20 protein-coding genes and 2 tRNA genes are annotated in these 24,416 nt (G+C 59.1%); 17 read left to right on the forward strand and 5 right to left on the reverse strand.

The window, feature by feature from the left end; all coding sequences use genetic code 11:
* Nucleotides 1–62 precede the first annotated feature (62 nt).
* The 7 genes from leuC (at nucleotide 63) to ACMHLQ_RS13425 (ending at nucleotide 6,482) form a co-directional block, all read left to right on the forward strand.
* Nucleotides 63–1,466, forward strand: a complete 1,404-nt coding sequence (leuC, locus tag ACMHLQ_RS13395; RefSeq protein WP_415401152.1) for a 3-isopropylmalate dehydratase large subunit — start codon at nucleotides 63–65, stop codon at nucleotides 1,464–1,466.
* The gene (gene leuD / locus ACMHLQ_RS13400; protein WP_415401153.1) at nucleotides 1,466–2,071 is read left to right on the forward strand and encodes a 3-isopropylmalate dehydratase small subunit; all 606 of its coding nucleotides are present in this window, start codon (nucleotides 1,466–1,468) and stop codon (nucleotides 2,069–2,071) included. The genes leuC and leuD overlap by 1 nt, the downstream gene beginning before the upstream one ends.
* A gap of 292 nt (nucleotides 2,072–2,363) precedes the next feature.
* Complete coding sequence (locus tag ACMHLQ_RS13405; RefSeq protein WP_415401154.1) at nucleotides 2,364–3,200, forward strand: hypothetical protein; 837 nt, start codon at nucleotides 2,364–2,366, stop codon at nucleotides 3,198–3,200.
* Entirely contained in the window at nucleotides 3,197–4,213 is a 1,017-nt protein-coding gene (locus ACMHLQ_RS13410; RefSeq protein WP_415405281.1) for an endonuclease/exonuclease/phosphatase family protein, read from the forward strand. The genes ACMHLQ_RS13405 and ACMHLQ_RS13410 overlap by 4 nt, the downstream gene beginning before the upstream one ends.
* A gap of 69 nt (nucleotides 4,214–4,282) precedes the next feature.
* Nucleotides 4,283–5,386: a 3-isopropylmalate dehydrogenase gene (gene leuB / locus ACMHLQ_RS13415; RefSeq protein WP_415401155.1), complete on the forward strand. Its 1,104-nt coding sequence runs from the start codon at nucleotides 4,283–4,285 to the stop codon at nucleotides 5,384–5,386.
* A gap of 18 nt (nucleotides 5,387–5,404) precedes the next feature.
* Nucleotides 5,405–6,388: a DMT family transporter gene (locus ACMHLQ_RS13420; protein ID WP_415401156.1), complete on the forward strand. Its 984-nt coding sequence runs from the start codon at nucleotides 5,405–5,407 to the stop codon at nucleotides 6,386–6,388.
* Between the two features lie 17 nt (nucleotides 6,389–6,405).
* A tRNA-Pro gene (locus ACMHLQ_RS13425) sits at nucleotides 6,406–6,482 on the forward strand.
* Nucleotides 6,483–6,595: 113 nt separating this feature from the next.
* On the opposite strand, the gene ACMHLQ_RS13430 is transcribed toward ACMHLQ_RS13425, so the two are convergent.
* Nucleotides 6,596–7,423 (reverse strand): LysR family transcriptional regulator, encoded by an 828-nt coding sequence (locus ACMHLQ_RS13430; protein WP_415401157.1) that lies wholly within the window; start codon nucleotides 7,421–7,423, stop codon nucleotides 6,596–6,598.
* An 82-nt stretch (nucleotides 7,424–7,505) separates the two neighbouring features.
* Here ACMHLQ_RS13430 and ACMHLQ_RS13435 point away from each other — a divergent pair, with 82 nt between their 5' ends.
* A complete protein-coding gene (locus tag ACMHLQ_RS13435; RefSeq protein ID WP_415401159.1) occupies nucleotides 7,506–8,492 on the forward strand; it encodes an aldo/keto reductase in 987 nt (328 codons plus the stop codon).
* Between the two features lie 266 nt (nucleotides 8,493–8,758).
* Here ACMHLQ_RS13435 and ACMHLQ_RS13440 read toward each other — a convergent pair whose 3' ends face one another.
* Entirely contained in the window at nucleotides 8,759–9,439 is a 681-nt protein-coding gene (locus ACMHLQ_RS13440; protein ID WP_415401160.1) for an N-acetylmuramoyl-L-alanine amidase, read from the reverse strand.
* A gap of 168 nt (nucleotides 9,440–9,607) precedes the next feature.
* Between ACMHLQ_RS13440 and ACMHLQ_RS13445 the strand changes: the two genes are divergently transcribed.
* The 5 genes from ACMHLQ_RS13445 (at nucleotide 9,608) to ACMHLQ_RS13465 (ending at nucleotide 16,799) form a co-directional block, all read left to right on the forward strand.
* A complete protein-coding gene (locus ACMHLQ_RS13445) occupies nucleotides 9,608–10,531 on the forward strand; it encodes a hypothetical protein (protein ID WP_415401161.1) in 924 nt (307 codons plus the stop codon).
* Between the two features lie 38 nt (nucleotides 10,532–10,569).
* On the forward strand, nucleotides 10,570–12,411 hold the full coding sequence (locus ACMHLQ_RS13450) for a trypsin-like serine protease (RefSeq protein ID WP_415401162.1): 1,842 nt from the start codon (nucleotides 10,570–10,572) through the stop codon (nucleotides 12,409–12,411).
* Nucleotides 12,412–12,427: 16 nt separating this feature from the next.
* The gene (locus ACMHLQ_RS13455; RefSeq protein ID WP_415401163.1) at nucleotides 12,428–13,480 is read left to right on the forward strand and encodes a S1 family serine peptidase; all 1,053 of its coding nucleotides are present in this window, start codon (nucleotides 12,428–12,430) and stop codon (nucleotides 13,478–13,480) included.
* A 276-nt stretch (nucleotides 13,481–13,756) separates the two neighbouring features.
* Complete coding sequence (locus ACMHLQ_RS13460; RefSeq protein WP_415401164.1) at nucleotides 13,757–14,794, forward strand: YcaO-like family protein; 1,038 nt, start codon at nucleotides 13,757–13,759, stop codon at nucleotides 14,792–14,794.
* A gap of 67 nt (nucleotides 14,795–14,861) precedes the next feature.
* The gene (locus ACMHLQ_RS13465) at nucleotides 14,862–16,799 is read left to right on the forward strand and encodes a BTAD domain-containing putative transcriptional regulator (protein WP_415401165.1); all 1,938 of its coding nucleotides are present in this window, start codon (nucleotides 14,862–14,864) and stop codon (nucleotides 16,797–16,799) included.
* 132 nt (nucleotides 16,800–16,931) lie between these two features.
* Here ACMHLQ_RS13465 and ACMHLQ_RS13470 read toward each other — a convergent pair whose 3' ends face one another.
* Together ACMHLQ_RS13470 and ACMHLQ_RS13475 are read right to left on the reverse strand one after the other, a co-directional pair.
* Nucleotides 16,932–17,333, reverse strand: a complete 402-nt coding sequence (locus ACMHLQ_RS13470; RefSeq protein WP_415401166.1) for a hypothetical protein — start codon at nucleotides 17,331–17,333, stop codon at nucleotides 16,932–16,934.
* A 34-nt stretch (nucleotides 17,334–17,367) separates the two neighbouring features.
* Nucleotides 17,368–18,906 (reverse strand): hypothetical protein, encoded by a 1,539-nt coding sequence (locus tag ACMHLQ_RS13475; RefSeq protein ID WP_415401167.1) that lies wholly within the window; start codon nucleotides 18,904–18,906, stop codon nucleotides 17,368–17,370.
* Nucleotides 18,907–19,325: 419 nt separating this feature from the next.
* On the opposite strand from ACMHLQ_RS13475, the gene ACMHLQ_RS13480 reads away from it, so the two are divergent.
* A complete protein-coding gene (locus tag ACMHLQ_RS13480) occupies nucleotides 19,326–19,946 on the forward strand; it encodes a methyl-accepting chemotaxis protein (RefSeq protein WP_415401168.1) in 621 nt (206 codons plus the stop codon).
* Nucleotides 19,947–20,176: 230 nt separating this feature from the next.
* Here the strand turns inward: ACMHLQ_RS13480 and ACMHLQ_RS13485 are convergent.
* Nucleotides 20,177–20,253: transfer RNA gene (locus ACMHLQ_RS13485), tRNA-Arg, on the reverse strand.
* A gap of 195 nt (nucleotides 20,254–20,448) precedes the next feature.
* On the opposite strand from ACMHLQ_RS13485, the gene ACMHLQ_RS13490 reads away from it, so the two are divergent.
* The 3 genes from ACMHLQ_RS13490 to ACMHLQ_RS13500 all read left to right on the forward strand — a co-directional run bounded on the left by ACMHLQ_RS13490 (nucleotide 20,449) and on the right by ACMHLQ_RS13500 (nucleotide 24,406).
* On the forward strand, nucleotides 20,449–22,071 hold the full coding sequence (locus tag ACMHLQ_RS13490) for a DUF3488 domain-containing protein (RefSeq protein ID WP_415401169.1): 1,623 nt from the start codon (nucleotides 20,449–20,451) through the stop codon (nucleotides 22,069–22,071).
* A gap of 98 nt (nucleotides 22,072–22,169) precedes the next feature.
* Complete coding sequence (locus ACMHLQ_RS13495) at nucleotides 22,170–23,198, forward strand: LacI family DNA-binding transcriptional regulator (RefSeq protein ID WP_415401170.1); 1,029 nt, start codon at nucleotides 22,170–22,172, stop codon at nucleotides 23,196–23,198.
* Nucleotides 23,195–24,406: a winged helix-turn-helix domain-containing protein gene (locus ACMHLQ_RS13500; protein ID WP_415401171.1), complete on the forward strand. Its 1,212-nt coding sequence runs from the start codon at nucleotides 23,195–23,197 to the stop codon at nucleotides 24,404–24,406. The genes ACMHLQ_RS13495 and ACMHLQ_RS13500 overlap by 4 nt, the downstream gene beginning before the upstream one ends.
* The last annotated feature ends 10 nt before the right edge of the window (nucleotides 24,407–24,416 follow it).

Raw genomic sequence — 24,416 nt, forward strand, 5'->3', positions numbered from 1 at the left:
CATTGACGGGCCCGCCCTTCCGACAGACCAGCCACATGACCACAAAAGGGAGAGGACCAGCCATGTCCCCCAAAACGCTTTATGATAAAATCTGGGATGCCCATGTCGCGCACGAAGCCGGCGATGGCACCTGCCTGCTTTATATCGACCGCCATCTCGTGCACGAGGTGACCAGCCCGCAAGCCTTCGAGGGGCTGCGCATGGCCGGGCGCACCGTGCATGCGCCGGACAAGACCATCGCCGTGCCGGACCACAACGTGCCCACGACGCTGGACCGCGCCAATGCCGCGACGATGACCGAAGACAGCCGCGTACAGGTCGAAGCGCTCGACAAGAACGCAAAGGATTTCGGCATTCACTACTACCCTGTGTCCGACATCCGTCAGGGCATCGTGCATATCGTTGGCCCCGAACAGGGTTGGACGCTGCCGGGCATGACGGTCGTATGTGGTGACAGCCACACGGCGACCCACGGTGCCTTTGGCGCACTGGCCCACGGCATCGGCACGTCCGAGGTGGAACACGTGCTGGCGACGCAAACGCTGATCCAGAAGAAATCCAAGAACATGAAGGTCGAGATCACGGGCAAACTGCGCCCCGGTGTCACGGCCAAGGACATCACGCTTTCCGTCATCGGCAAGACCGGGACGGCAGGCGGCACCGGCTATGTCATCGAGTATTGTGGCGAAGCGATCCGCGATCTGTCGATGGAAGGGCGCATGACCGTCTGCAACATGGCCATCGAAGGCGGCGCACGCGCAGGCCTGATCGCGCCAGACGAAAAGACGTTCGAATACTGCAAGGGTCGCCCCCACGCGCCCAAAGGCGCGCAATGGGAAGCGGCGGAAGCCTGGTGGCGCACGCTCTACTCCGATGATGATGCGCATTGGGACGAAGTGATCACCATCGCAGGCGAAGATATCGCACCGGTCGTCACATGGGGCACCTCGCCCGAAGACGTGCTGCCCATCACCGCCACCGTCCCCTCCGCCGACGACTTCGAAGGTGGCAAGGTGGGCGCGGCACAACGCTCGCTCGACTATATGGGCCTCACCCCCGGCACGCCGCTGTCCGAGATCGAGATCGACACCGTCTTTATCGGGTCCTGCACCAACGGCCGGATCGAGGATTTGCGGGCCGCCGCTGAAATCCTCAAAGGCAAGAAGGTGAAGGTCAAACGCGCCATGGTCGTGCCCGGCTCGGGCCTCGTGCGCGCGCAAGCCGAAGAAGAAGGGCTGGCCGACATCTTCAAAGAGGCCGGTTTCGAATGGCGCCTTGCGGGCTGTTCCATGTGTCTGGCGATGAACCCCGACCAGCTGACCGAAGGCGAACGCTGCGCGTCGACCTCCAACCGGAACTTCGAAGGGCGGCAGGGCTACAAGGGCCGCACGCACCTCGTCTCGCCCGGAATGGCGGCGGCGGCGGCTATCACCGGCAAACTCACCGACGTGCGGGAGATGATGTAATGGACAAGTTCAACACCCTCACCGGGATCGCGGCGCCGATGCCGCTGGTCAATATCGACACCGATATGATCATCCCCAAGCAATTCCTGAAGACGATCAAACGTTCGGGCCTTGGCGCGAACCTGTTTGACGAGATGCGCTTTGATCGCCAGGGCAACGAGATTGCCGATTTCGTGCTGAACCAGGACGCTTATCGCGAGGCGGAAATCCTCGTGGCGGGTGACAACTTTGGCTGCGGGTCCTCGCGCGAACACGCGCCGTGGGCGATCAAGGATTTTGGCATCCGCTGCGTGATCTCCACCAGCTTTGCCGACATCTTCTACAACAACTGCTTCAAGAACGGCATTCTGCCCATCGCCCTGCCCGCCGAAGCGGTCGATGTGCTGATGAAGGACGCCGAGAAGGGGGCCAACGCCCGCATGACCATCGACCTCGAGGCGCAGACCGTCACGACGTCGGATGGCGAGGTGTTCAGCTTTGAGGTGGACGCGTTCAAAAAGCACTGCCTGATGGAAGGGCTCGACGATATCGGGCTGACCATGGCCAAGGTCGACAGCATCGAAGCCTTCGAAACCCAAGCCAGCCAGGCACGCCCTTGGGTGTGATGCAGGATTAACCGTCTGCGCGCTTATCAGGCATCTCGATATGTCCCCGGCGGGCCCCAAACACAACATCTGGGACCCGCCCAAAAATCGCCTTGGAAATGATGCACAAAGGCACCACACCCTCCGTCAAAATGCCCCAGGTCCTAAGTCAAATTAACCAACAGACTTGAGAGACCGGGTCAATCAAGGCAAGAATGGGGCAGAAATGAGGCGCCCGCCTGACCCGGTGGGATCAAGTTGGAACAAGTTCGCGGCAACGTATCGCGGCTGGCCAGTTTGAAGGGATCGAGACGTGATAGCACGACTGTCAGGCGCAGCAATGCGCGGATTTTTGGTGGCATTGATGATTGCCACACCAGCACTGGTTGTACCAGGTGTGTCAATTGACTCATCTCAAGCCACTGTTTTGGTTGCCCTTTTGGCGGCTTTCCTGACATTTGTCGAATACAACTCAACCAGCCCGAGCATTGTTGAATTCCGCGACGCGGCACCGTTCAACCGCCTGCGGTTCGTGGCCCTCTTCCTCACTGTTTTCCTGCTCAGCGTGATCTGCAAGGGCAAGACGGACCCCACATTGCTGACCGGCGCACTCAGTTCGGTCGGCACAATTGTGGGCAACAGCATCGACTTCCCCTTCTCGCCGGTGCGCCTAGTCGTGCTGATGCTGCCCACCGATGCAAGTGCCGAAGTGGTGCAGTCCGTGCGCACGGCGGCGGGCCTGTCCTACCTGATTTCGCTGACAGCTATGGCGGCCTTCCTTTTCCTGGTGCGCGTGCTTGGCTGGCCCTCCCGCGCCGGTGCGTTCAACGTGTGGGTCAACCTGCCCCTGTTTGACCCGACCGCAGGCGGCGACGTGTTGCACCGTTTGAACCGCGATGCGCGTATCAACATCGCACTGGGTTTCCTGCTGCCGTTCATCATTCCGGCTGTGGTCAAGATGGCGGCTGATCTGCTAAACCCCATCTCTCTGGAAAACCCGCAAACCCTGATCTGGACAATGAGCGCATGGGCCTTCCTTCCTGCCAGCATGATCATGCGCGGCATCGCGATGCAGCGGATCGCCGAGATGATCCACGACCAGCGCAAGCGCGCCTACGCCAACGCCGAAAGCGACTTTCAAGTCGCCTGATCTGTGCGGTCATTGGGCTGCTGAGTGTCACATATGCGCAGGCAGAGACCCTGCGCATCGCCACCTACAACACCGAATTGCAGCGTGACGGGCCGGGCCTGTTGCTGCGTGACCTGGCGCGCGGTAAAGACCCGCAGATCGCCGCCGTTCTCGACGTGATTGCCGCCGCAGATGCGGACGTGCTGGCCTTGCAAGGCATCGACTATGACCTCACGGGCGAGGCCCTGTCGCGGCTTGCCGAGGCTGCGGATTATCCCGTTCACTTTGCGCTGCGCCCCAATACCGGATTGCCCACGGGCCTAGATATGGACGGTGACGGGCGTCTGGGCGGCCCGCGCGACGCGCAAGGCTATGGCCGGTTCTCGGGGCAGGGCGGTATGGCGATCCTGTCGCGCTATCCCATAGACACCACGCAGGTTCAGGACCTGTCGGGTATCCTTTGGGCCGACATTCCCGATGCAACACTGCCCGAGGTGAACGGCAACCCCTTCCCGAGTGCCGAGGCGCAGGCCGCCCAACGCCTGTCGACCACCGGGCACTGGATCGTGCCCATCCTTGGCCCGGCCGGGCCGTTCCATCTGATGACCTTTCACGCGAGCCCGCCCGTGTTCGATGGTCCCGAGGATCGCAACGGCAAACGCAATCACGATGAAATCCGGCTGTGGGAGCAGGTGATGGATGGCGCGGTTGGCACGCCGCCAGCGGGGCCTTTCGTGATCGTGGGCGATGCCAATCTGGACCCGATTGATGGGTCGGGGATCAAGCTGGCGATCCGTTCACTTCTTGATAACCCAATTTTACATAATGTGTCCCCGCGGGGACACTTTGGCACCGACACGGTCGATTGGGACGATCCGGTGCCGGGTGATCTGCGTGTGGATTACGTGCTGCCCTCGACCCATTGGGATGTGATCGACAGCGGTGTGATGTGGCCCGCGCCCGATGATCCGCTTACCGAAACGGTCGCAACGGCCAGCCGCCACCGCCTTGTGTGGGTCGACCTGTCTTATTGAGCCCGGCCTTATTGACCCTGCGCCCCCTGCGGAGTAGCGAAGCCCCAAGCATTCAAAGGAGTTTCGCACATGCCCAATCCATCGCTTTTGATCCTGCCCGGTGACGGTATCGGCCCCGAGGTGATGGACCAGGTGATCCGCGTGATCGATTGGTTCGGTGCCAAGCGTGATCTGCCCTTTGACGTGGAAACCGACCTTGTGGGCGGTGCGGCCTATGACGCGCATGGTGTGCCGCTGCATGACGCCACGATGGCCCGTGCGCTGGAAGTGGATGCGGTGCTGCTGGGGGCCGTGGGCGGCCCGAAATACGACGATCTGGATTTTAGCGTGAAACCCGAACGCGGCCTGCTGCGTTTGCGCAAGGAGATGGATCTGTTCTCCAACCTGCGCCCGGCGCAGTGCTTTGACGCACTGGCCGACTTTTCCTCGCTGAAAAAGGACATCGTCGCGGGCCTCGACATCATGATCGTGCGCGAGCTGACGAGCGGCGTCTATTTTGGTGAGCCGCGCGGCATCATCGAGGAAGGCAACGAACGCGTGGGCATCAACACCCAGCGCTACACCGAATCCGAGATTGAACGCGCGGCGCGGTCCGCCTTTGAACTGGCGATGCGCCGCAACAAGAAGGTCTGCTCGATGGAGAAGGCCAACGTGATGGAGAGCGGCATTCTCTGGCGCGAGGTCGTCACCAAGGTGGGCGAAGAGTACCCCGAGATCGAGTTGAGCCACATGTATGCCGACAACGGTGCGATGCAGCTGGTGCGCGCGCCCAAGCAGTTCGACGTGATCGTGACCGACAACCTGTTCGGCGACATCCTGTCCGACTGTGCCGCGATGCTGACCGGCTCGCTTGGCATGTTGCCCTCGGCCAGCCTGGGTGCGCCCATGGCCAATGGTCGCCCCAAGGCGATGTACGAACCGGTCCACGGCTCGGCCCCCGACATCGCGGGTCAGGGCAAGGCGAACCCGATTGCCTGCATGCTCAGCTTTGCCATGGCGCTGCGCTATTCCTTTGATCAGGGGGACGAAGCCGCACGTCTGGAAGGGGCCATCGAAAAGGTGCTGGCCGACGGGGCGCGCACCGGCGATCTGATGGGTCCCGAGGGCGGCACGCCGCTGTCGACCTCTGAGATGGGTGACGTGATCCTCGCCGCACTCGACGCCAGCCTGTAACGCCGAAAGGGTCAGCCCATGTCGCCCAATGTCAAAGGTGCAGTGCTGGCCCTCGTGGCCTTCGGGATCTTCGCGACTCACGATGTGCTGATCAAGACGTTGGGGGCAATCTATTCCCCGATCCAGATCGTGTTTTTCAGCGTTCTGCTGTCCTTCCCGCTGGCGACGATCATGATCATGCGGGATGCCAAGCCCGGGACGCTGTTGCCCGTTCATCCCTGGTGGATGGCGGTGCGCACGGTGGGTGCGGTGGTGACGGGCGTGTCGGCGTTCTTTGCGTTCACATTGCTGCCGCTGACCCAGACCTATGCCATCCTCTTTGCCACGCCGCTGCTGATCACCGTACTGTCGATCCCCATCCTGGGAGAGAAGGTGCGGCTGCCGCGTTGGCTGGCCGTGATCGTCGGCCTTGCGGGCGTTTTGGTGGTGCTGCGCCCCGGCAGCACGGATTTGACGCTGGGCCACGCTGCCGCGATCATCGCCGCCTTTGCCGGTGCGTTTGCGTCCATCGTGGTGCGCAAGATCGGGGCAGAGGAACGCACGGTTGTCCTGCTGCTTTATCCGATGGTTGCGAATTTCGCGGTCATGGGGGTCGCGTTGGCCTTTGTCTACAAACCCATGCCGATCGAGCATCTTGGCATGCTGGCCGTCATCTCGGTCATGGCGTGGGTCGCTGCGCGGTTCATCATCGCCGCCTACCAGACGGGCGAAGCGGCAATCGTCGCACCGATGCAATATTCGCAAATCCTGTGGGCGACGGGCTATGGCCTGTTGTTTTTTGACGAAACCCCGGATGTCTACACGGCCATCGGGGCGGCGATCATCATCGCCTCGGGCCTGTTCATCGTCTTCCGCGAAAGCACCAGCGGCAATTCCGAAAACACCCCGGTTCTGCGCACCCGCACCCGCGTTGGCACACCGTCAACCTTGCGTCTGAGCGGGTTGATGACGTCCGGGCGGCATCGCGACAAGGCCCTTGCCAAAGAGCGTTTGCCCGAGTAATTCGCGCGGCATCGGTTCGGAGTGTAGCTCAGCCTGGTAGAGCACTGTCTTCGGGAGGCAGGGGCCGGAGGTTCGAATCCTCTCACTCCGACCAGTTCGATTGCCCAGAATGACGGGCTATTTGGCAGAGTAGCGATTCAATGGCCAAGGTCGGGATCGTAACAACATCCGCAAACCTGGGGCGTCAAAGGTCTTGCGCGCCTCCGCTCACCCGGTTTCGCACGCGTCTTTCAGTATCGCGTAGGTGCGATCCATCACATGGCGGACTTCGGGGAGAAACCTGTCGTCGTGGTGGGATACAAGCCATTGATCGTGTTCCAAATCTTCGATCGGAGGCGACACTGGCACGAGCCGTGGCTGCGCGTTTCCGATAAAGGTGGGCAGAACGGCCCTCGCCAATCCCGCGTTCGCAAGATCAAGGGCGTTTTGCGGTGCGGTCACTTCAATGGCCGCGTCAGTGCCTGCGTTGTCCCTTAACCAGTTGGCGGAAGGCGTGTTGGACAAGACACGCGCCCATGTCGAAACACTGTCGTCCGCGGCATAGACTGCAAACCGGACCCGCCCGATTTTGCGACCAGCCAAACCAATCTCCTCGGGCCGGTGGTTGCGAATGCCAATCGCGGCCTCGCGGTGCCCGATTTTCAGAACGTTTTCGGATGAGATGAACCGCAGCCGCACCGGCATTGATCCGGTGAGTTTTCCAACAGCGCCAATCAAGACCCGTGTGACCCATGTCCCGGCCGAGATTTTCACCAGCGGCGGCGCATGTGCGAGGCTGCTTTCCGTAACGGGCAAAACACGTGCCTCGATGTTCTCGACCTTTTCCAGCAAGGCCTGCCCGTCCTCGGTCAGGTCATAGCCACGCGCTTTGCGTCGAAACAGGTCGCTCCCCAGATCGCGTTCAAGCTCGATCATGCGCCGACCCAGCGTCGGTGCACTTTTGCCGGTCTGGTCGGCTGCGGGGCCCAGCCCGCCCGCTCTGGCAACCGCCAGGAAAAGCCGCAGGTTGTCCCAGTCAAATTTACGTTCATCCATGAAACGATAGTTACATTCTGTGTTGTTGATGAAAAGACGGCAATGGCGTCCTTTTGGGGGGCGACACACGGGAGAAGCACAGATGAAGTTCCTGGACACAGAGATTTCCCCCCTTGGCATGGGGTGCTGGCCCATCGGCGGCAAGATGTATTGCGGCGAACAGTCCTTGGGCTACACCCGGTCAGATGACGATGTTTCGATCCGGACGATCCATGCCGCCCTGGATGGCGGGATCACCCTGTTTGACACCGCTGCGGCCTATGGAGCGGGGCATTCGGAACGGCTGCTGGCCAAGGCGCTGAAGGATCGGCCCGACGCCTTGATTGTCACAAAGATCGGTGTCGGAATTGACGAGGCGCGCAAGCAGCTATCGTTCGATCCATTCACTCCCGATCTGGTCGCCCCCGCCGTAGACGGGTGCCTGTCACGCCTGGAACGTGATCGCATCGACCTTTTGCTGCTTCATGTGAACGACATGCCAATTGCCGAGGCCGAAGCGGTGTTTGATGAACTGGACCGGTTGACAGACGCTGGGAAACTGCGCGCCTACGGCTGGAGCACCGATCATTCCAAAAGCGCCTCTAGCGTTGCATCCAGAGACAACTTCAAGGCGGTCGAGTACGTGATGAACGTGTTTTTCGACGCGCCCCGCATGCAGAAAGTGGTGCAAGGCGAGGGGCTGCTTTCCCTCATCCGCTCACCGCTCGCGATGGGTCTGCTGACCGGGAAGTACGATCAGAACACCGTCATGGCATCGGACGACGTGCGCGCATCCGGAGAAGTGTGGATGGAATACTACCGGGACGGCAAGGCAAACCCGGATTTCATGCGCAAACTCGATGCGGTTCGAGACTTGCTGACCTGCGATGGCCGGACACTGGTGCAAGGGGCCTTGGGTTGGCTATGGGGCCAATCTGAAACCTATGTTCCGATTCCGGGCGCCCGGACAGAAGAACAGATTGAGGGTATTGCAGGATCTCTCGCTTTCGGTGCTTTGCCGGTCGAAGTAATGAACGAAATCGAAACTCTGATCGTCCGCGATCCCCTCGAACCAGACCGCCCGAGATAACTCGAAACCGTCTTAGGAGGTTTGCCGGCCGTGTATGTGACAATGTCTGGCTGACCTGTAGGCAATCCGCAACCTTGCCTGGAAGCTGGCAGGCGCGGCGAAAGATAGGTTATCAGCCCGAAGCGTCGGGGCTGATAAACATGTATCTATCCGTTTTACGACGGTTGCCCAACTTCTGATGGCCTGACGGTTTGCCCTTTGAGGGGCGCACTTTCAGCCACCAGACTTTAGCAATCACACCTCTTATGGGTCCGCGCGACGCGGGCTTATGTGATCATGCAACAATCGTCTTGGCTGCCACCCGCAGTAAGCTGGCTCATCGGAGTGGCTGAAGCGATCTTGGGGTGCGCTTTGGGCACGGGGCCGTTCAGCACCGCCTTGCTGAAATCGTCCCACGGGAAATGCGTGCCCGGATCAGTCCGACGGGTCGGGTCCACCATGGCATGGGAAAACACATGCTTCAGATTGGGATATTTGGCCCAGCAATAGCGCACAATTTCTGCCGTTGCCGCGACCTGCCAATCTGAAAAAGAGTCCGTTGGCACCTGTTGATTGACCACTTCGATGCCAACGGTCCAATGGTTGATAAAGCGGTTCCCGCTCCAGAGCATTGGGTGGCTTTGGCTGTTGCGCACATGCCATGCAGCGCGTCGTTCTGGCGCGCAGGCCCAGACGAAATCGCCGTGCTGGGCTTCGTTCTCGTCAGGGATCAGCCAGTGCCAGCTTGCCTTGTGCGCTTTCATGACCGACATGGCTCCGGACGATGAACCGCCAGCAGTGGCATGAATGACGACACCGCGCACGCCGAGCAGGGAATCGTAGCGGCGGCTCGACGTCGAGTCGGCCCAGTGATCTTCGACGCCAGGATACCATTCCTCTTTGATGCCAAACGGCCGGGGGCGCCCGCTGGCGGGTAAATCGAAGTGATACTTGGTGGGTGTGCCCATGTCGTTTCCTTTCAAATCAAACGCATGAACGGCCTAGCGCATCGCGCGTGATCGAAGCGTGATCCCCCGGCCATTGTTTGCCGGCCATGCGATCACGCTGGGATAACGGTCGCCCTGCAATGGTGCCCTCATACATCGCTGGATTGCGCACATTTGAGGGTACGGAAAATGGGTATTTCAACACACGCGGCAACTTTTCTTGCTGCAACCGCCTTGGCTTCACTTGTCACATCTTGTGGGTACGATCGTCGAAGTTTCACCGAGCTTTCAGTCGACCCGGTGGAAAAAGACCAGGTGGTTGCCGCCGTACGTTATCTCAGCGCATGTCCGACGGATTTTCCGACGAGCATTGCGCAAATCACCCCGCCCGAAGCACAAAATGTCGACCCGAATGACACCATCGGACCGCGCATTGCCATTCCCACCGTCGCTGTCGCGGCTGACGCTGCCGTCGAACTGATCGGGATCGGCCTGAAACGTGCAAGTGAGAGGCTGAACGGTACATTTCTGGCGACCGGCGTGCACCTTGGCGGAGAGGAAAAGGCCAAAGATGCAAATGGTGCTTCTCTGAGCGTCGATGACGGTTGCGTGGTTGTCTATCAGGGTGTGGCTGGCGAAACGGTTCGTGACACTGCGGGCGACGGTCTGAGCAAGCAGGTCCTGAGCGCGCTCAAGCTGTCGGGACAACCCGCATTCTATCTGGAACTCAAGAGCAAAACCTCGACCCCGCAGAACCGCGTTCTTGCGGTGAACCACATTCAATACGCGGCCACCTCGGCGTTGCGGACGGGGTCCGGGCGTAAAACCGTGACCGTTGCTTTGGGCTTTGGCGGGACCGGGAAAACTGCGAACGATCCCGAGGAAGGAAAGGAGATTTACCTTATCAACCTCGGTCAACTGGAAGTGGGCAGCACATATGGCGGAACGCTCGGTCAGACAGTGGCTGCGCCTAGAAAGGCTGGGGAGTATTTCAACATGGTGGCAAAGGTCACCGAAAGCGAAGATCCCTCGGTGGCGTTGGTCGCGCTGACCACGGCGTTTGACAAAAACAAGGACGACTTGGCTACGGCTCTCGCGGAAGCCTTGAAGTGATGGGTTCCTTTGCACCCCTCAGCATGGCGGCTTGCGCCATGTTGCTTTCGCCTTCTGCACTGGCCGAGGGTCAGTTTGTGCCAAATGACTCGTTGATCGCACAGGTCAAAGACTACACGGCACTTGGCGCGATGTCGCTGAAGGCCGAGCTTGGCGTCTATATGGATGTCTCTATCGAAGCCGCCCAGTCGCTCGATCATGCAGCGTTGGCCGGATATGCCGCGCACTCCGGGGATATGCAGGATTTCTGGAATGTCGCGACCGCAGACGACCCGTCTGCCTTTGACGCGTTGTCGCGCTTGGCCCAGTCACAGAAATGGCATTTCGAGGCCAAGGGCATTGATGGTCTGACAGATGTGCATGGTGTCAGCAATCTGGCCAAATATGCGTCTGATTACGGCGCGACATCAGTTACTTTGACAGGCACAGCCCAACGCGCGGCGGACATTGCTGCCCTGTCGGTGGCCTATGGGCTATCGCCCCTTGATGTGCGCATCAGCGCCCCCGAAGACTGGGCCGCCCGTAACACCGAAACGGGGCTTGCCGTCTATCGGAACGCGCTGCGCCAGCAGCCTCACATTTTGGACAACCCGCCGCCTGGCCAACACTTGGTGGCCCTGCCCATCGAGGTTCACGGGCACCCGGTTTTGACCTATGCGCCCGAGCCATGGCAATTCGGCCCTGGCGAGCAAACGGATGTGGCCGACACGTTCGAAACGTGGCTTGCCGCGACAACGAACCCGTCGGTCGGGGACGCCACCTACATATGGCCCGACCATCAAGGCGTCGGAGGATCAAGGAACGGGGCGATCCCGGATAGTTGGATCAAGTCGGTGAATGGCCCGAGCCTTTCCAGACCGAACAATTCCGGCTCAGACGGCGGCCTGGTAAGCACTCCGCACTTTGTCGGCAGCAGCTTTCCCCGCGAATGGTACGAAGGCAGAGCGGGAGAGCGCACCCCCGTGAAAACCGAGGTGCCCTGCAACGTGAGCGCCCCGGAGTCTCAACCCTGTTTCAACGCGGCGGTCTCACTGCACCGCAACGGAGGGGTCGTGCATTGCTCGGGTGCTTTGGTCGGTGCGCAATGGGTGCTGAGTGCTGCGCATTGCGCCTGCGATGCAAGGGGCCTTTTTGCATCCGTGGGTGTGACGACGCCAGATCGCAGAGGCGATATTCCCAACTATACGGCTACTGTCGGTTTGACTGGCAAAGCCTGCCTGTTCGGGCAGTCAGGCGATGCGTGTGGCAACAGCTATGCCCAATCCTCGAACAGTTTTTGCAATTCACAGGCCAATCTCAATGCACTGATTGCGCAAGGCACGGCTTCTGCCGAAGACCGTTTGAACCACTATGCACAGCGCGACCTTGTGTTGTTCGAATTGCAGGAACCGCTGCAACAAACCATTCAGATTTCCTTTGATGGCAGCACTGTTGTTCACGCGCCGAGTATCGCGGAAATCGCACACCCGGAATGGCTGACGTCTCAGAGGCTGCTGGTTGTGGCGGGGTATGGCCGCAACGATCGGCAGTCACGCGGAGGAGACAAGTCGATTGCCCCCATGACCACGCTGGATTTCGATTGCCGCACCCCGGGGCACTGCGTCACGGGACAGGAATTCGTCGCCAGTGACCCGTTCGAGATGATCGACAGTTGCTACGGGGACAGTGGGGCTGGCCTGTACGGCATTTTGCCAAAGCTTCAACTGTTCGGGATCGTGTCGCGCGGAACGTCCGGTGCGTGCGGCGCGGGCGGCATCAACACAACTGTAGCGCACGATCAGGTCGCCAACTGGATCAAGGCCAATGTGCCCGACGCCAAGTTCGGTCGTCCTCGGGCGGACATCATTTCCCAGCTTTCCAACGCAACCGATACGAACTGACCAAAGGAGTTTTATTATGCCTATTCATTTTGACCTTTCGCACCCTTTGAAACGGGCCATTTCCATTTCACTGCTGGCCGTTTTGCCCGCTTCGGTCGCGGTGGGGGACGAACTGCGCAACAGCAGCGACCAGAATGCGACCCGGGCCGCAGAAATCAGCGCGATCCAAAACCAAACGACACATGCCATGCGTACTGCACCCGCTGCACAAGCCGCCAAGTCGGATGCGCGCGTTATCGGAGGGCAGGACGCCAGTGCCCCCGGTCAATGGGAATTCACGGTGAACCTGACCTTGCGCGGAAACTACCGCTGCGGCGGCGTGCTGGTTTCGCCGGATATCCGTGGGTCAGGCACGGCGCGCCATGTTCATTCCTGGCGCGCGGGGTCACAGCTCGATCTTTGGGTGCTGACCGCGGCGCACTGTCTTTTTGACAGAGACAACGTGCCCATCACCAAAGATGAGATCGAGATCAAAAGCGGGGTTCTCGACCTGAATGACACGAACCGCATGGAATTCGATGTCATCGAAACCATCCCGCACGCTGGCTATAAGCCTTTGGAAAACTTTGTGAACGACATTGCGCTTTTGCGCGTCGAAGCGACGTCGCCACTGCCGGCACCAAAAGCAAATCCGCGGTCCATCAAACTGCCAAATTTTCGCGATTTCCAAACGCTGTATAGACCCTCTGTTCGGTTTCAGGTGAACGGCTGGGGCAACACCAGTGATAGCATGGGTGACTCTACGACGAGTTATCTTCAGACCGCCGACATCCCCTATATTGATCAGGTGACATGTTCACAGAACTACCAAGTCCACTTCGGCGGACTCCCTGCCGGATCATTCTGTGCAGGCTGGTTGGAAGGTGGCATCGACAGCTGCGCTGGAGATAGCGGCGGCCCGATTTTCTTTCCAGGAAGCGTGGGGGCATCGCCGTACTCCAACGAACCGATTTTGACCGGTCTGGTGAGCTGGGGCCGTGGCTGCGCGCTTCCCGGCTATCCTGGCGTCTACACCAACGTCTTCAGCTTCTTGTCGTGGATCGAGAAGAACGTGGTGACCGTGAATTAAAACAAAGCACTTTTTAGCACCTAAGACGGGGCCAGTTTTTTGCTGGCCCCATTTTCGATTACTTTATGTTGAGATCAAATCGGGCAAACCATGCGAAAGTGCAGCCAGGGTAGCGACGTATCCAGGAAAGAAGGCAGCAAAGGGACTGTGCAAAATGGCGCTTTTTGAAAGCCCCGATACGTGTTGAGAGGACTGCGGGAATTTGAGCCGTCTTCATCGACTGCATTCGCATCCATTTGCGCCACACTTGATCTGCGTCCCTGGTGTGCCGACATTTTGCACACGCTCGACTATCTGTTTTACGGACAGTGCAAGGACGCCCCCAATCTGATTTTCGCAGGTGGTCTGACCGAGAATGGTACGCCTGTTTCTGGCGCTGGTCAGACGCTTGCATCTGCATTTACGCGCCTTTGCGGCGAGGCGGGTGAACAACGCGCTGTACGCAATTGCGACCTGACGCCCTTTCCGGGTGGTAATCGTTTGGACGGTGCCGCGGCACATGGCCCGGAGACGGCATGTGTTCTCGCATCATACCTTCCCGACGGCGTCCCGATCGGTGTCCCACGGGTAAAGATACGCGACGAAGGCTCACGAACCCCTGCGCCTTCGGAGGGACTGGGGGCCGGACCGGACTATGTTTCCGCAGCGCTTCACGGTGCGCTGGAACTTGTCGAGCGGCGGGTCGTCAAAGCCTGGTGGCGCGGAACCCTGCATGCGCGGCACCTGCACGCAAGCGCAACGCAACAAATGGTTCGCGATACCCTCGGGCACCCGCGAACCAGACACACACACATCCTGGTGCTGACATCTTGTGAAACGTTCTGCGCGATCGTCGCCGTTTCATTCCTAGCGACTGGCAAGGGGTTTTGCTTTGGGGCAGCCGCGCGCTCTACCATGCATCAAGCTGTTCAGGCTGCGCTTAGAGAATTGGCGCAGGCCGAGGTTGGTTTGGCGCTGAGCCAAATGAAATTGCGAGAATACGGGCCCAGTAAACTCCTGCCTGGGGAATTGGCTGATCTCGCTCTGGCAACCGAGGTTGATGAGGAGATTTTCCTGCGCGACTTGACGTCTGGTTCCTGTTCCAACTGTTTTGAAGATACCGAACCTTCTTCACCATCCAGAAATCGCCTTTTGGAATTGGCTGATTTGCTGTCGGGTTTGGTTATTTGCGATCTTGGCTCTCCGTTGGATGGTCTGCATGTGTGCAAGGCGTTTTTGCTATCAGATGTGCATGAATGGCCATTTCCCAACAACGTTTTATTGAAACGCAAAAGCGAATACTTGACGACCTACGGTGGCATGGAATTGTATTGAGATACCTGCCGAGGGGGGAACGGTGGTATCTGAAAGATCAGAATATGATGAGCATCCGACGTTGCACGTGTCACTGTTGGACCAGCTTGATGTGCATGTTGACGATCAGCGCATCCATATCCCCAAAGCCAAGGCCAAAGCGGTTCTGGCCCTGATCGCGACATCACCGTCGTTGCGCACCACGCGCGAAGTGTTGCGCGGTACGCTTTGGCCCAACTCGGACGAAGCGGCGGCGCAAACCAGCCTGCGCAATGCGCTTTGGGCACTCAACCGTGCCTTTGAAACTGCAGGTTTTGCTGGTCTGAAAGCGGATCGCCGCGATGTGTGGTTGGAACCTGGGGTGTTTTCAAATGATCTGGATATGCTCTTGTCGCGCTGCAAATCCGGCAAGCTTCCCAAAAGCCTGACCTCAAATCCGAAGGCAATTGAAAACACTCTGAGCGACCTTGTCGGCCTGTCGGATTTGATGGACCAGCGCATTCACGATCATTCTGAAATGGTGCGCAAATCCATCAGGCTGGAACTCTATGCCTATTTGAAAAAGGCGGGATCCGCGCGCAAGCGGCTTCCGGTCTTGCAGTTCATACATGCGCTCGATCCATTGGATGAGGGCGTCAACCGCGATCTGATCACCTGTTATGAGGAGGACGGCCAAACGGCCAATGCGCTGGCAACCTACCAGTCTCTTTGGAACCTTCTGGACGAAGAGTACGGCGAAGAGCCATCGCGCAAGACTCAAAACTTGATCGTTATGATAAAGCAGCGGTCATTCGAACCTACTGACGCCAACCACCGCCCAAAGATCGTGTTGCAAGATACGCGCGTGGATCATCTGGATACCGATAACCAGAAGGTGGCCGTTGCAACCCGTGACCGGCTAAAGGCCAGCCTTGCCCGGTTTCGGGAATGGCAGATCATCGACAGAACGATGATCTACGACGATGCGATGTACAAGATCGTCAAGGGCCCGCAGGCCTATTCACTTGAGCTGAGCGCCAACAGCGCCTCTGACGGGGTCGAGTGCCAGACTGTTCTTAGCCATCTGCAAACCGGCGAGTTGCTTTGGTCAGAGACGTTCACCGACCCTTACATCAGCATCCAAGGCAATCAGCCCGATATTGTTCGGCGCTTTGCTGTTGCGCTCAATGTCCACCTTTCGACGCTTCGCCTTGAGACGCCGAAAAACGGTCTGACGCATCGCGATCAGTATAACCGGTGGTTGGAGGCTCAGAACCTGATCTTGCAATTCAAACCGGACGGATGGCGCAAAGCTGAAAAGCTTCTGGATACCCTGATCGAAGACCATCCGAATTTCAGCCGTGGCTATTCAAGCCGGGCGTCGATTGAGAATATGCGCCACATTTCGTTTCCGGGTCTCTACAGCTCTGCCCAATTGCATGAAAAGGCCCTGCGCCTTGCGACGCGCTCTATCGAGTTGGACCCCATGGACAGTCGAGGGCAGCTTGCCATGGGGTGGAGCAGCGCGATGTCGCGACAGTTCGAAAAGGCGGAATTGGCCTTTGATCTGGCCTTTCAATACAATGAGAATGACCCTTGGACGATTTCGTCATCTGCCGTTGGCCTGGCCTTTTGCGATCACACGGACGCGGCCAACAAGCTGGTGGAATTGATGCACAGCATCGGCTTTGTTCTTCAACCGTCCCACTGGTCCTACATTGCCGCGACAAAGTTCCTTTCAGGTGATTTCAGAGGCTGCATCACTGCATCGGAAAAAGCCGAGGAAATCTCTCATGATGTGCCCGCCTGGCACGCTGCGGCATTGGCGCATGAAGGCGACCTCGAACACGCGCGCGCGGTGGCGCAGCAATTCATGAAAACCGTTCGAAAAAACTGGGTAGCTGCCAGCCCCGCCAGCCCCGGCGAAGTGACGCGGTGGCTTGTGAACGGCTTTCCTATCCGGAACAGGGAAAGCTGGTTGGCACTGCGCGATGGGCTGCGCTTGGCAGGGCTTGAAGTGCCGGAATTGGTGCGCACAAGCCCCTGACGCCGACACGCGGCATTGCCGTTCGCTGGGGCGATCAACGGGGTTGGCGTCAGAAAGGGGCAAGACCAGGTCCTGCCCCTAGGGCTCCGACAGGGGGAGAAACCTTTCGAAGCCAAGTGCATTTGCCGTCGCTCAGACGCACTTTCTCATGGCGTAGTCGGCGATCCGCGCGAAGCGGAATTCTTCCTCGAGGCCGGTTTGAACTTCCATGTCCACCACCGTTTTGTTCATCAACCCGTAGAACTGTGGCGCCGAGTACTGTGACGGCAGTTGAAGCGAGAAGTCGCGGTAATGCGGCATGATAAGGCTGACGACATCGCTGGCCGGCAACATGCACACAGCGATGCGTTGATCTTCGCTGGTATGCCCGCGCACGCTGAGCAAGTGCCCCGCCTGATCAATGAGTTCCTTGATCGTCTGCGGTGGTTTGGCCGGGTTTGACGGGTTTGCCCACGTTTCCATGAGCTTACCAAAGGCAATGAAGGAATCCTTTTCGTCGTTGAACTCGATTACAATGTTTTCTGGGGCAGCCATAATTATCCTTTCAAGTTGGTTGCTGGTTTTGAACTCATATAAATCGCATCATCATCATCATCATCATCATCGGCATCGAATTGATCGTGGCGTTGAAGGTTATCTGCTCCAACTTTGCGGCCGCTTTTTCGATCGGATTGGACCCTTCGGACCCAAAGACGCGGCGCATTTCATGCGCGATGATGAAAGACCCAAGCGGACCGATTGTGCGTCCTTCGTCTCCCAGTACCTGAGCTTCGCACAGAAGGTACAAGGTCAAAGGCGGGTCGGAGTACAACACCCGCTCGGGGTCGGCTTGCATAATCTGGGGCCCTTCCCCGTCTTGGAGGATACCTTCGAGCGCAATTTTCATCACATCTTGGACGTCGAGCTTTTTCATCTCGGCTTGGACCAGACCTTTCAAATCACCTGGGAACGTGTCGATCTTGGTCAGTAGATCGTTCACGCTCATCAAGGCGCCGGATCTTTCGCGCAACAGATCGCGAAACAATGTGCCATCGGTCCCTGCCTTTGGGCCGCCTTCGAAATCAGGGCTCATGCCAGCGGTCGGGGTCAGCATCCCCCGGGCCAGTTCTAGTCCGAACCGCTGGGCCCAGTTAAAGTTGTCTGGTGCAGCAGCGTCTGTTTTCAGAAAGAACAAGTCCCAGTCGACTTCCCAGTCATCGCGGATCGGGGTCAGCATCGGATTACCTTGAGAGGAATGATCCAGAAGCTTGGTCAAACTGATCGGCGCGAGTTCATCATTCAACACGTACTTCCCGCGCACCATGGAATGTGCAATTCGGCACGCCCCAAACGCGAATTCCAGTGCGACCGAGCCGTGCTCAATCCCGTGATTTTTTAGCTTCGCGAACGCCTCTCCCCTTTCGTAGATTGCAGGGTGGAGGATCTTCTCAAGCAAGTCGTCGCGTATGATACGGCGGTAAATCTGTACCGTCGCAACACGCGCGATGTTCCCCGCTTTCGCGGCATCGCCTGGCAGCTTTTCCAAAGCCGTCTCTGCCAATCTATTGTAAAGTTTGTGAAACTTGACGGTCAGCTGAGCAAGGATGACATTGTCATCGTTGCGCACATCTGGGATCAGCGCTTCGTCCAAGACGGGGCAGCCATGGTTGCCCTTTGGGGCGCCACCGTAATATGCGCGGGCAAAATCTCCGTCCTTGATGGTGTGGGACTTTTTTCCCGTGGCTCTGAATTCTCCGACACGCAGCAGCTCGGTGCGTTCACGCGTGTTTCTTTCGCCTTTGACCTGATACGCCATCGGGCAACCGATCGGGCCTCCCCCGAACACGGTTTCAAGCTCAAGCCCAATCCGCCGCAAATTGACGGGCCAAATCGGATCATCGGCGCCCCCTTGCGGGGCGTTCGAGGTCTGTGTGAGATCATGGCCAACAAGCTGGAACAAATAGGTATAGCCGGCAGGAACACCGCGCTTTCCCGAAGCATCCGGCGTGTTCAGGTGGATCGGCCGTTGGCGATTCACGGTTTTGGCCAGACATGCAAGGAAATGCGGAGAGAACTGAGAGGTGCGTCCAGTACCGCCCGCAAAGTGGTGGAATTCACCCTGGTTCAAGGTTTTCAGCCCTGGGTACCCGTGGGATCGGGGTCCAATCTCCGCAGGATCCGTACTTCGTTTGGCACGCAACCGCCTTGTTTTTTCAATTATGTTTTCACTTTGCACATGCAAATTCAGTTTGCGGTGTGACATGTTTTCCCCCAGTAGATGCCCTCAGTCTGACCGGCGAACACGATCCGAACAAGTGTGCCGGAATTCATCAAATAGATTCGTAAGATACTGAAAAGGTTTGCATATACGGCGCCGACGTCGAGATGGCGACAATTCGATTTACAAAATTAACGGAAGCTTAACGCTTTCGGAGCCTGATATGTGGCCGATGTGAAAAACCGTTGGCGGCAAATCCGCGTAGGTTTTGAAACGCCGAAGCGGAGACGGCATCCGTCGGTGCGGCGCTATCGTCGATGCGTGAGCGCATGAGTGCCAGCACTGCAGTACTGGCCCGCATCGACAATATTGCGAAAGTCGCCGTGCATGTCGCCGAGTCCAGCGATGAAATTGCGCGCCAGACAAATCTTCTTGCGCTCAATGCTGCTGTCGAGGCGGCGCATGCGGGCGAAATGGCCAAAGGGTTTGCCGTCATTGCAGCCGAGGTTCGACAATTGGCACAACAGTCTGCAACTTCGGCCGTAGATGTGAGCGAACTTATCGAGCAGTGCCAGGCGGCCGTCGCCTATGCTGTCGAGGCGTCTTCTACCGCAGATCAATCGATGGCGGCTGTCGACCAAAGCATAGCGGATGTTGGCGTCATCGTAAGTGCGATCGAGGATGCCGGGCGGCTCGATGCCAAGGCTGCATCAACGCTTCAAGACCCGGCACATGAACTGGACGAGGCCATCGCCCAGAACGCAGAGACCGCCGCATCGCTCCGCGGAACGGTAGTCGACCCGCAGCGGTCGGTTTTGTCAGTGAACACCGCTGTGGCGCGTTTCGTGTTGCCGGAGCACGGGGTTGTCGCGAGCTCTGAACGCTGGGTTGACAGCGCGGCGGATGACATCGTGCCGTTCACCGGCGCGTCACTGGCACAGGCCAATTGATCCAACAATCCTCGTTACCGATTGCGATACTTTACCAAGAGATCGGAGGGTCGACTTTAGGCAGCTGCTTCTGTTTCTTCCGTGTGGATTTTGGCTTCAGGGCACTGAGAAATCCTATGACTGAAGAAAGACGGCATCCAGGTGTTCCGCACCATTCACGATTTCCGCAGCGCTTGCCACAAACCCTCACCTACTTGTACACAAACGATGCCTCTTACAGGTCACAGTTTTGGCGACCCCGGCAGGATTCGAACCTGCAACCTGCCCCTTAGGAGGGGGCTGCTCTATCCAGTTGAGCCACGGGGCCGCTTGGTCTTGGCGTACTGCCTTCAACGCCATTTGTCACCGTCTTGTGTGACGGAGCGGGTGGTGGCGTGGCCTGAGTGCCAACCTTGCCGCCATATGCGCCGGTCGACGGCCAAGGATTTGATGGATTTTGAGGGCACTTCGCGGTACTGCGCTGCAAACAACTTAGAACAGACAGTTACCGGGCAGCGGCACTTTGAACGACACTCCAGGCACCTCCAGCGCGGCGAAGGCCGTGGTCGACAACATCTTTTTCCAATGCGCGGTTTTCCTGTCCCTCTTTTTCTTTCGCCGACCGGATCAGTTCCTGCAGCCCGGCATGTGGGACGAAGACGGTGAGCAGATCATCGTGAACCTCGAAAATGCGGGCATCCTGGGCCTGTTCGAGCCGGTCAACGGATACCTGATCCTGTCCTCCACCATCGTGAATTTCCTGTCGTCGCGATTGTCGTTCGAGCTGTATCCGGCCTTGTCCGCCGCTCTCTCGATCCTTGTGACGTTTGTACTGATCAAGCGCCTTGCGGCACTTTTTGACCGCCCGTTCGGGTTTTATCTGTTCCTCGCTGTCTTCCTGTTGTTCCCGACAGACCCCGAGGTGCTTGGTGTGGGCCTCTATACGTTCTGGATTTTCAACTTGTTCGCGGCCTGCGTCTTTTACGTGCTGATTGTGCGCCCTGATGCGCGCCTGCCTTTGGCTGATGTCGTATTGCTGATGGTCGCGATGGTGTCGGGGCCGTTCGGGCCGGTGTGTTTTGCCGTTTGGGCCCTGATCCAGTTTCCGCGTTTTGACCGACGCCTCTGGGTTGTCGCCACGATGCTTGCGGCCTGTTGTGCGGTGCAGACGTTCGTGTTTCTCAGCACCGAGCAGGCGGATTCCGCAGGCAGTGTCGGCTATGTTCTCGACAACACGTTGGTCATTCTCAAGACGTTCTTCGGGGATATGGCGCTGATCATCCTGCCGTTGCTGGTGGTGGCCGGGGTGATCAACACAGGGGTGCGCGCCTCGGTCTATGTGATCATTCTCATCGCCTTTTCCATGTTCATTGCCGCCTATCGCCTCGGGGATATCGGGCTGATCCATCGGTTCGGGGATGGGCCGAGGTACTTCCTCTTTCCCTACACGCTGATGATCCTGTGGGGGCTGAGCGGCCTTTGGTTGCGTACCGCGCGGCGTGTCGATGGGATCACGGCCTGGGTTGCGGCCAGCATCATCGGCCTCTTGATCCTGTCGAGCCTGCCTGACATGCGCCGCTATCATGCCTATGTCGACTGGCGGGCCGAGGTGGATGATTGTCGGTACGCCGTGGTCGAGGAGCATATTCTGGTCCTCTATGACGGGACGCTGACCGAGCCGTGGGTGTCGGAGCTGAGCAATCAGCAATGCCAACGTCTGGTCAATGCCTCGTTGATCCCGTTGCCCTCGCGACCAAATTGCCTGCCCTCTGATCCGCGCGAGGATCGGTATTACGACCATTGTTCGGGCGATGCGCTGCCGCAGCCTGCGCGTGCCGCGCGCGTTGTGGAACGGGATGGGTTTGTGCCGGGTGTGGACGGTTTCACCTCGGCAGAGGCGACGGGGCAGGAGGCGTGGCTTGGGCTTGCGCTGGCGGACTCGCCCCTTGTGGCCTACCGGACTGGCCCAGATGCGACGGGGCAGTTCGTCGAGTTTCTGGCAGGCGACGGCGCGGTCACGCGTGTGCCGTTGCATCCGTCCGAGGCATGGCGCTACCTGTCAGCTCCGGCGGAGTATGCAACCATGCGTTTCGTGGATGCAGGCCGTGACGCAGGCCAATGGACGGCTGTGTTCGTCACGCCCTAGGACCAAGGTGCAGATATGACGCCCATTGCCCGCCAGACACTTGAATCATCGACATGAATGGCGGTACTCAGAATACACCCAACTGAGTGGAACGCCCATTGACTGACCGCCCCGCCCGCCCGCTGACCCTGCGCGACGTGTCTGCCGCATCCGGGGTGTCCGAAATGACTGTGAGCCGGGTTCTGCGCAACCGTGGTGACGTGTCTGAAAACACCCGCCAAAAGGTGCTGCAAGCGGCCAAGGACCTTGGTTATGTGCCCAACCAGATCGCCGGATCGCTGGCCTCGCAACAGGTCAACCTTGTTGCGGTCATCATCCCGTCGCTCAGCAACATGGTGTTTCCCGAAGTGCTGACCGGCATCAATCAGGTGCTCGAGGATACGCCCCTTCAGCCCGTGTTCGGTGTCACCGACTACATGCGCGACAAGGAAGAGCGGGTCTTGTACGAGATGCTGTCCTGGCGCCCCTCGGGCGTGATCATCGCGGGCCTGGAACATTCGGATGCGGCCCGTGCGATGCTGGAAAACGCGGGCATCCCGGTGGTCGAGATCATGGACACCGACGGCAATCCTGTCGACAACATGGTCGGCATTTCGCACCGCCAGGCGGGGCTTGATATGGCGCGCGCGATCCTGAAACAGGGCTATTCGCGCATCGGCTTCATGGGCACCTCGATGCCGCGCGACCACCGTGCGCGCAAGCGGTTCGAAGGGTTGACCGAGGGGTTGGCCAAGGCCGGTGTCGAGATCGAGGCGCGTGACTTTTACGAGGGCGGATCGGCCCTTGCCAAGGGGCGCGAAATGACCAAGACCATGCTCGAGGCGAACCCCGACCTCGATTTCCTGTATTATTCCAATGACATGATCGGTGCCGGTGGATTGCTGTACCTGTTGGACGAAGGCATAGACGTGCCGGGCCAGATCGGTCTCGCCGGGTTCAATGGGGTTGAATTGCTGCAAGGTCTGCCGCGCCAGTTGGCGACAACCGATGCCTGCCGGCTCGAGATCGGGCGCGCGGCGGCCAACATCATCCTCGAACGCAGCGCCGGTGACAGTGAGCCCAAGCACATCACGCTCACGCCCAAGATTTCCTATGGGGACACACTGCGCCGCAACTTGCGACCGTGACCCAGTTCACCCTGACGAACACGGCGGCGCGGCGGGTCTTTCTGGACCGCCACGCGCTGTCGGAAACGCCGCAGGGGGATGCGCGCGGTGATGCATTGCTGTCGTTGATCGAGCGGTTGGGGTTTGTTCAGCTCGACAGCATCAATACGGTCGCGCGCGCCCACGACCTGATCCTGTTTTCGCGCAAACCGCGCTATCGGCCCAAGGCGCTCAAGCTGCTCTATGAACGCGACCGGGCGCTGTTCGAACACTGGACGCATGATGCCGCCGTGATCCCGATACGGTTTTACCCGTATTGGCACCTGCGCCGTGAACGCGACGCCGCCCGCCTGCGCGACCGCTGGTCCGAATGGCGCCGCGAGGGGTTCGAGGCCAAGTTTCAGCCCGTTCTGGACCGCATACGCGATCACGGCCCTTGCTGTTCGGGCGATGTGGGCGAGGATGAAAAGCGCGGGTCGGGCGGCTGGTGGGATTGGCACCCATCCAAGACCGCGCTCGAATATCTGTGGCGCAGCGGTGCCTTGCAGGTGGTTCGCCGCGAGGGGTTCCAGAAGTACTATGACCTGACCGAGCGGGTTCTGGACCGCACGACCGTTGGCAATGCGCCGGATGTCGTCGAAAGCATCGACTGGTGCTGCCGCGAGGCGCTGGATCGTTTGGGCTTTGCCACCCATGGCGAGTTGGCGGCGTTCTGGGATCACATCTCGCCCGCCGAGGCGAAAGAGTGGTGCGTGCAGGCGCTGGAACAGGGCCGCATCATCCAGATCGGTGTGACCGGTGTGGATGGCACCGTGCGCCCGGCCTATGCATGGCCCGACTTGCCCGACGATCCGGCACTGGACGTTGCGCCCACGTCGCGCTTGCGCGTGCTCAGCCCCTTTGATCCGGCCTTGCGCGACCGCAAGCGAGCTGAGCGGTTGTTTGGCTTTGCCTACAGGATCGAGATTTTCGTGCCCGAGCCCAAGCGCACCTATGGCTATTACGTGTTTCCCCTCATGGAAGGGGATCGGCTGGTGGGTCGCATCGACATGAAGGCGTTTCGCGCGGACGACACATTGCGCGTGCGCGCGCTGTGGCCCGAGCGTGGTGTGCGTTGGGGCAAGGGGCGACAACGTGCGCTTGAAGTCGAACTGGACCGGGTGCTGCGCTTGGCAGGCGTGTCGCAACTGGCCTTCGAAGATGGCTGGATGCGCGCACCCGTTTCCTGAAATCCGGTCA

The sequence above is a fragment of the Tateyamaria algicola genome, assembly GCF_047715485.1.
GTDB lineage: Bacteria > Pseudomonadota > Alphaproteobacteria > Rhodobacterales > Rhodobacteraceae > Tateyamaria.

Bases quoted from the DNA above. Each gene is read 5' to 3' on its own strand.
- ACMHLQ_RS13450 (WP_415401162.1), top strand. From the start codon at position 10,570: ATGTTGCTTTCGCCTTCTGCACTGGCCGAGGGTCAGTTTGTGCCAAAT.
- ACMHLQ_RS13440 (WP_415401160.1), bottom strand. From the start codon at position 9,439: ATGGGCACACCCACCAAGTATCACTTCGATTTACCCGCCAGCGGGCGC.
- ACMHLQ_RS13455 (WP_415401163.1), top strand. From the start codon at position 12,428: ATGCCTATTCATTTTGACCTTTCGCACCCTTTGAAACGGGCCATTTCC.
- leuD (WP_415401153.1), top strand. From the start codon at position 1,466: ATGGACAAGTTCAACACCCTCACCGGGATCGCGGCGCCGATGCCGCTG.
- ACMHLQ_RS13470 (WP_415401166.1), bottom strand. From the start codon at position 17,333: ATGGCTGCCCCAGAAAACATTGTAATCGAGTTCAACGACGAAAAGGAT.
- ACMHLQ_RS13430 (WP_415401157.1), bottom strand. From the start codon at position 7,423: ATGGATGAACGTAAATTTGACTGGGACAACCTGCGGCTTTTCCTGGCG.
- ACMHLQ_RS13420 (WP_415401156.1), top strand. From the start codon at position 5,405: ATGTCGCCCAATGTCAAAGGTGCAGTGCTGGCCCTCGTGGCCTTCGGG.
- leuB (WP_415401155.1), top strand. From the start codon at position 4,283: ATGCCCAATCCATCGCTTTTGATCCTGCCCGGTGACGGTATCGGCCCC.
- ACMHLQ_RS13435 (WP_415401159.1), top strand. From the start codon at position 7,506: ATGAAGTTCCTGGACACAGAGATTTCCCCCCTTGGCATGGGGTGCTGG.
- ACMHLQ_RS13445 (WP_415401161.1), top strand. From the start codon at position 9,608: ATGGGTATTTCAACACACGCGGCAACTTTTCTTGCTGCAACCGCCTTG.
- ACMHLQ_RS13480 (WP_415401168.1), top strand. From the start codon at position 19,326: ATGAGTGCCAGCACTGCAGTACTGGCCCGCATCGACAATATTGCGAAA.
- leuC (WP_415401152.1), top strand. From the start codon at position 63: ATGTCCCCCAAAACGCTTTATGATAAAATCTGGGATGCCCATGTCGCG.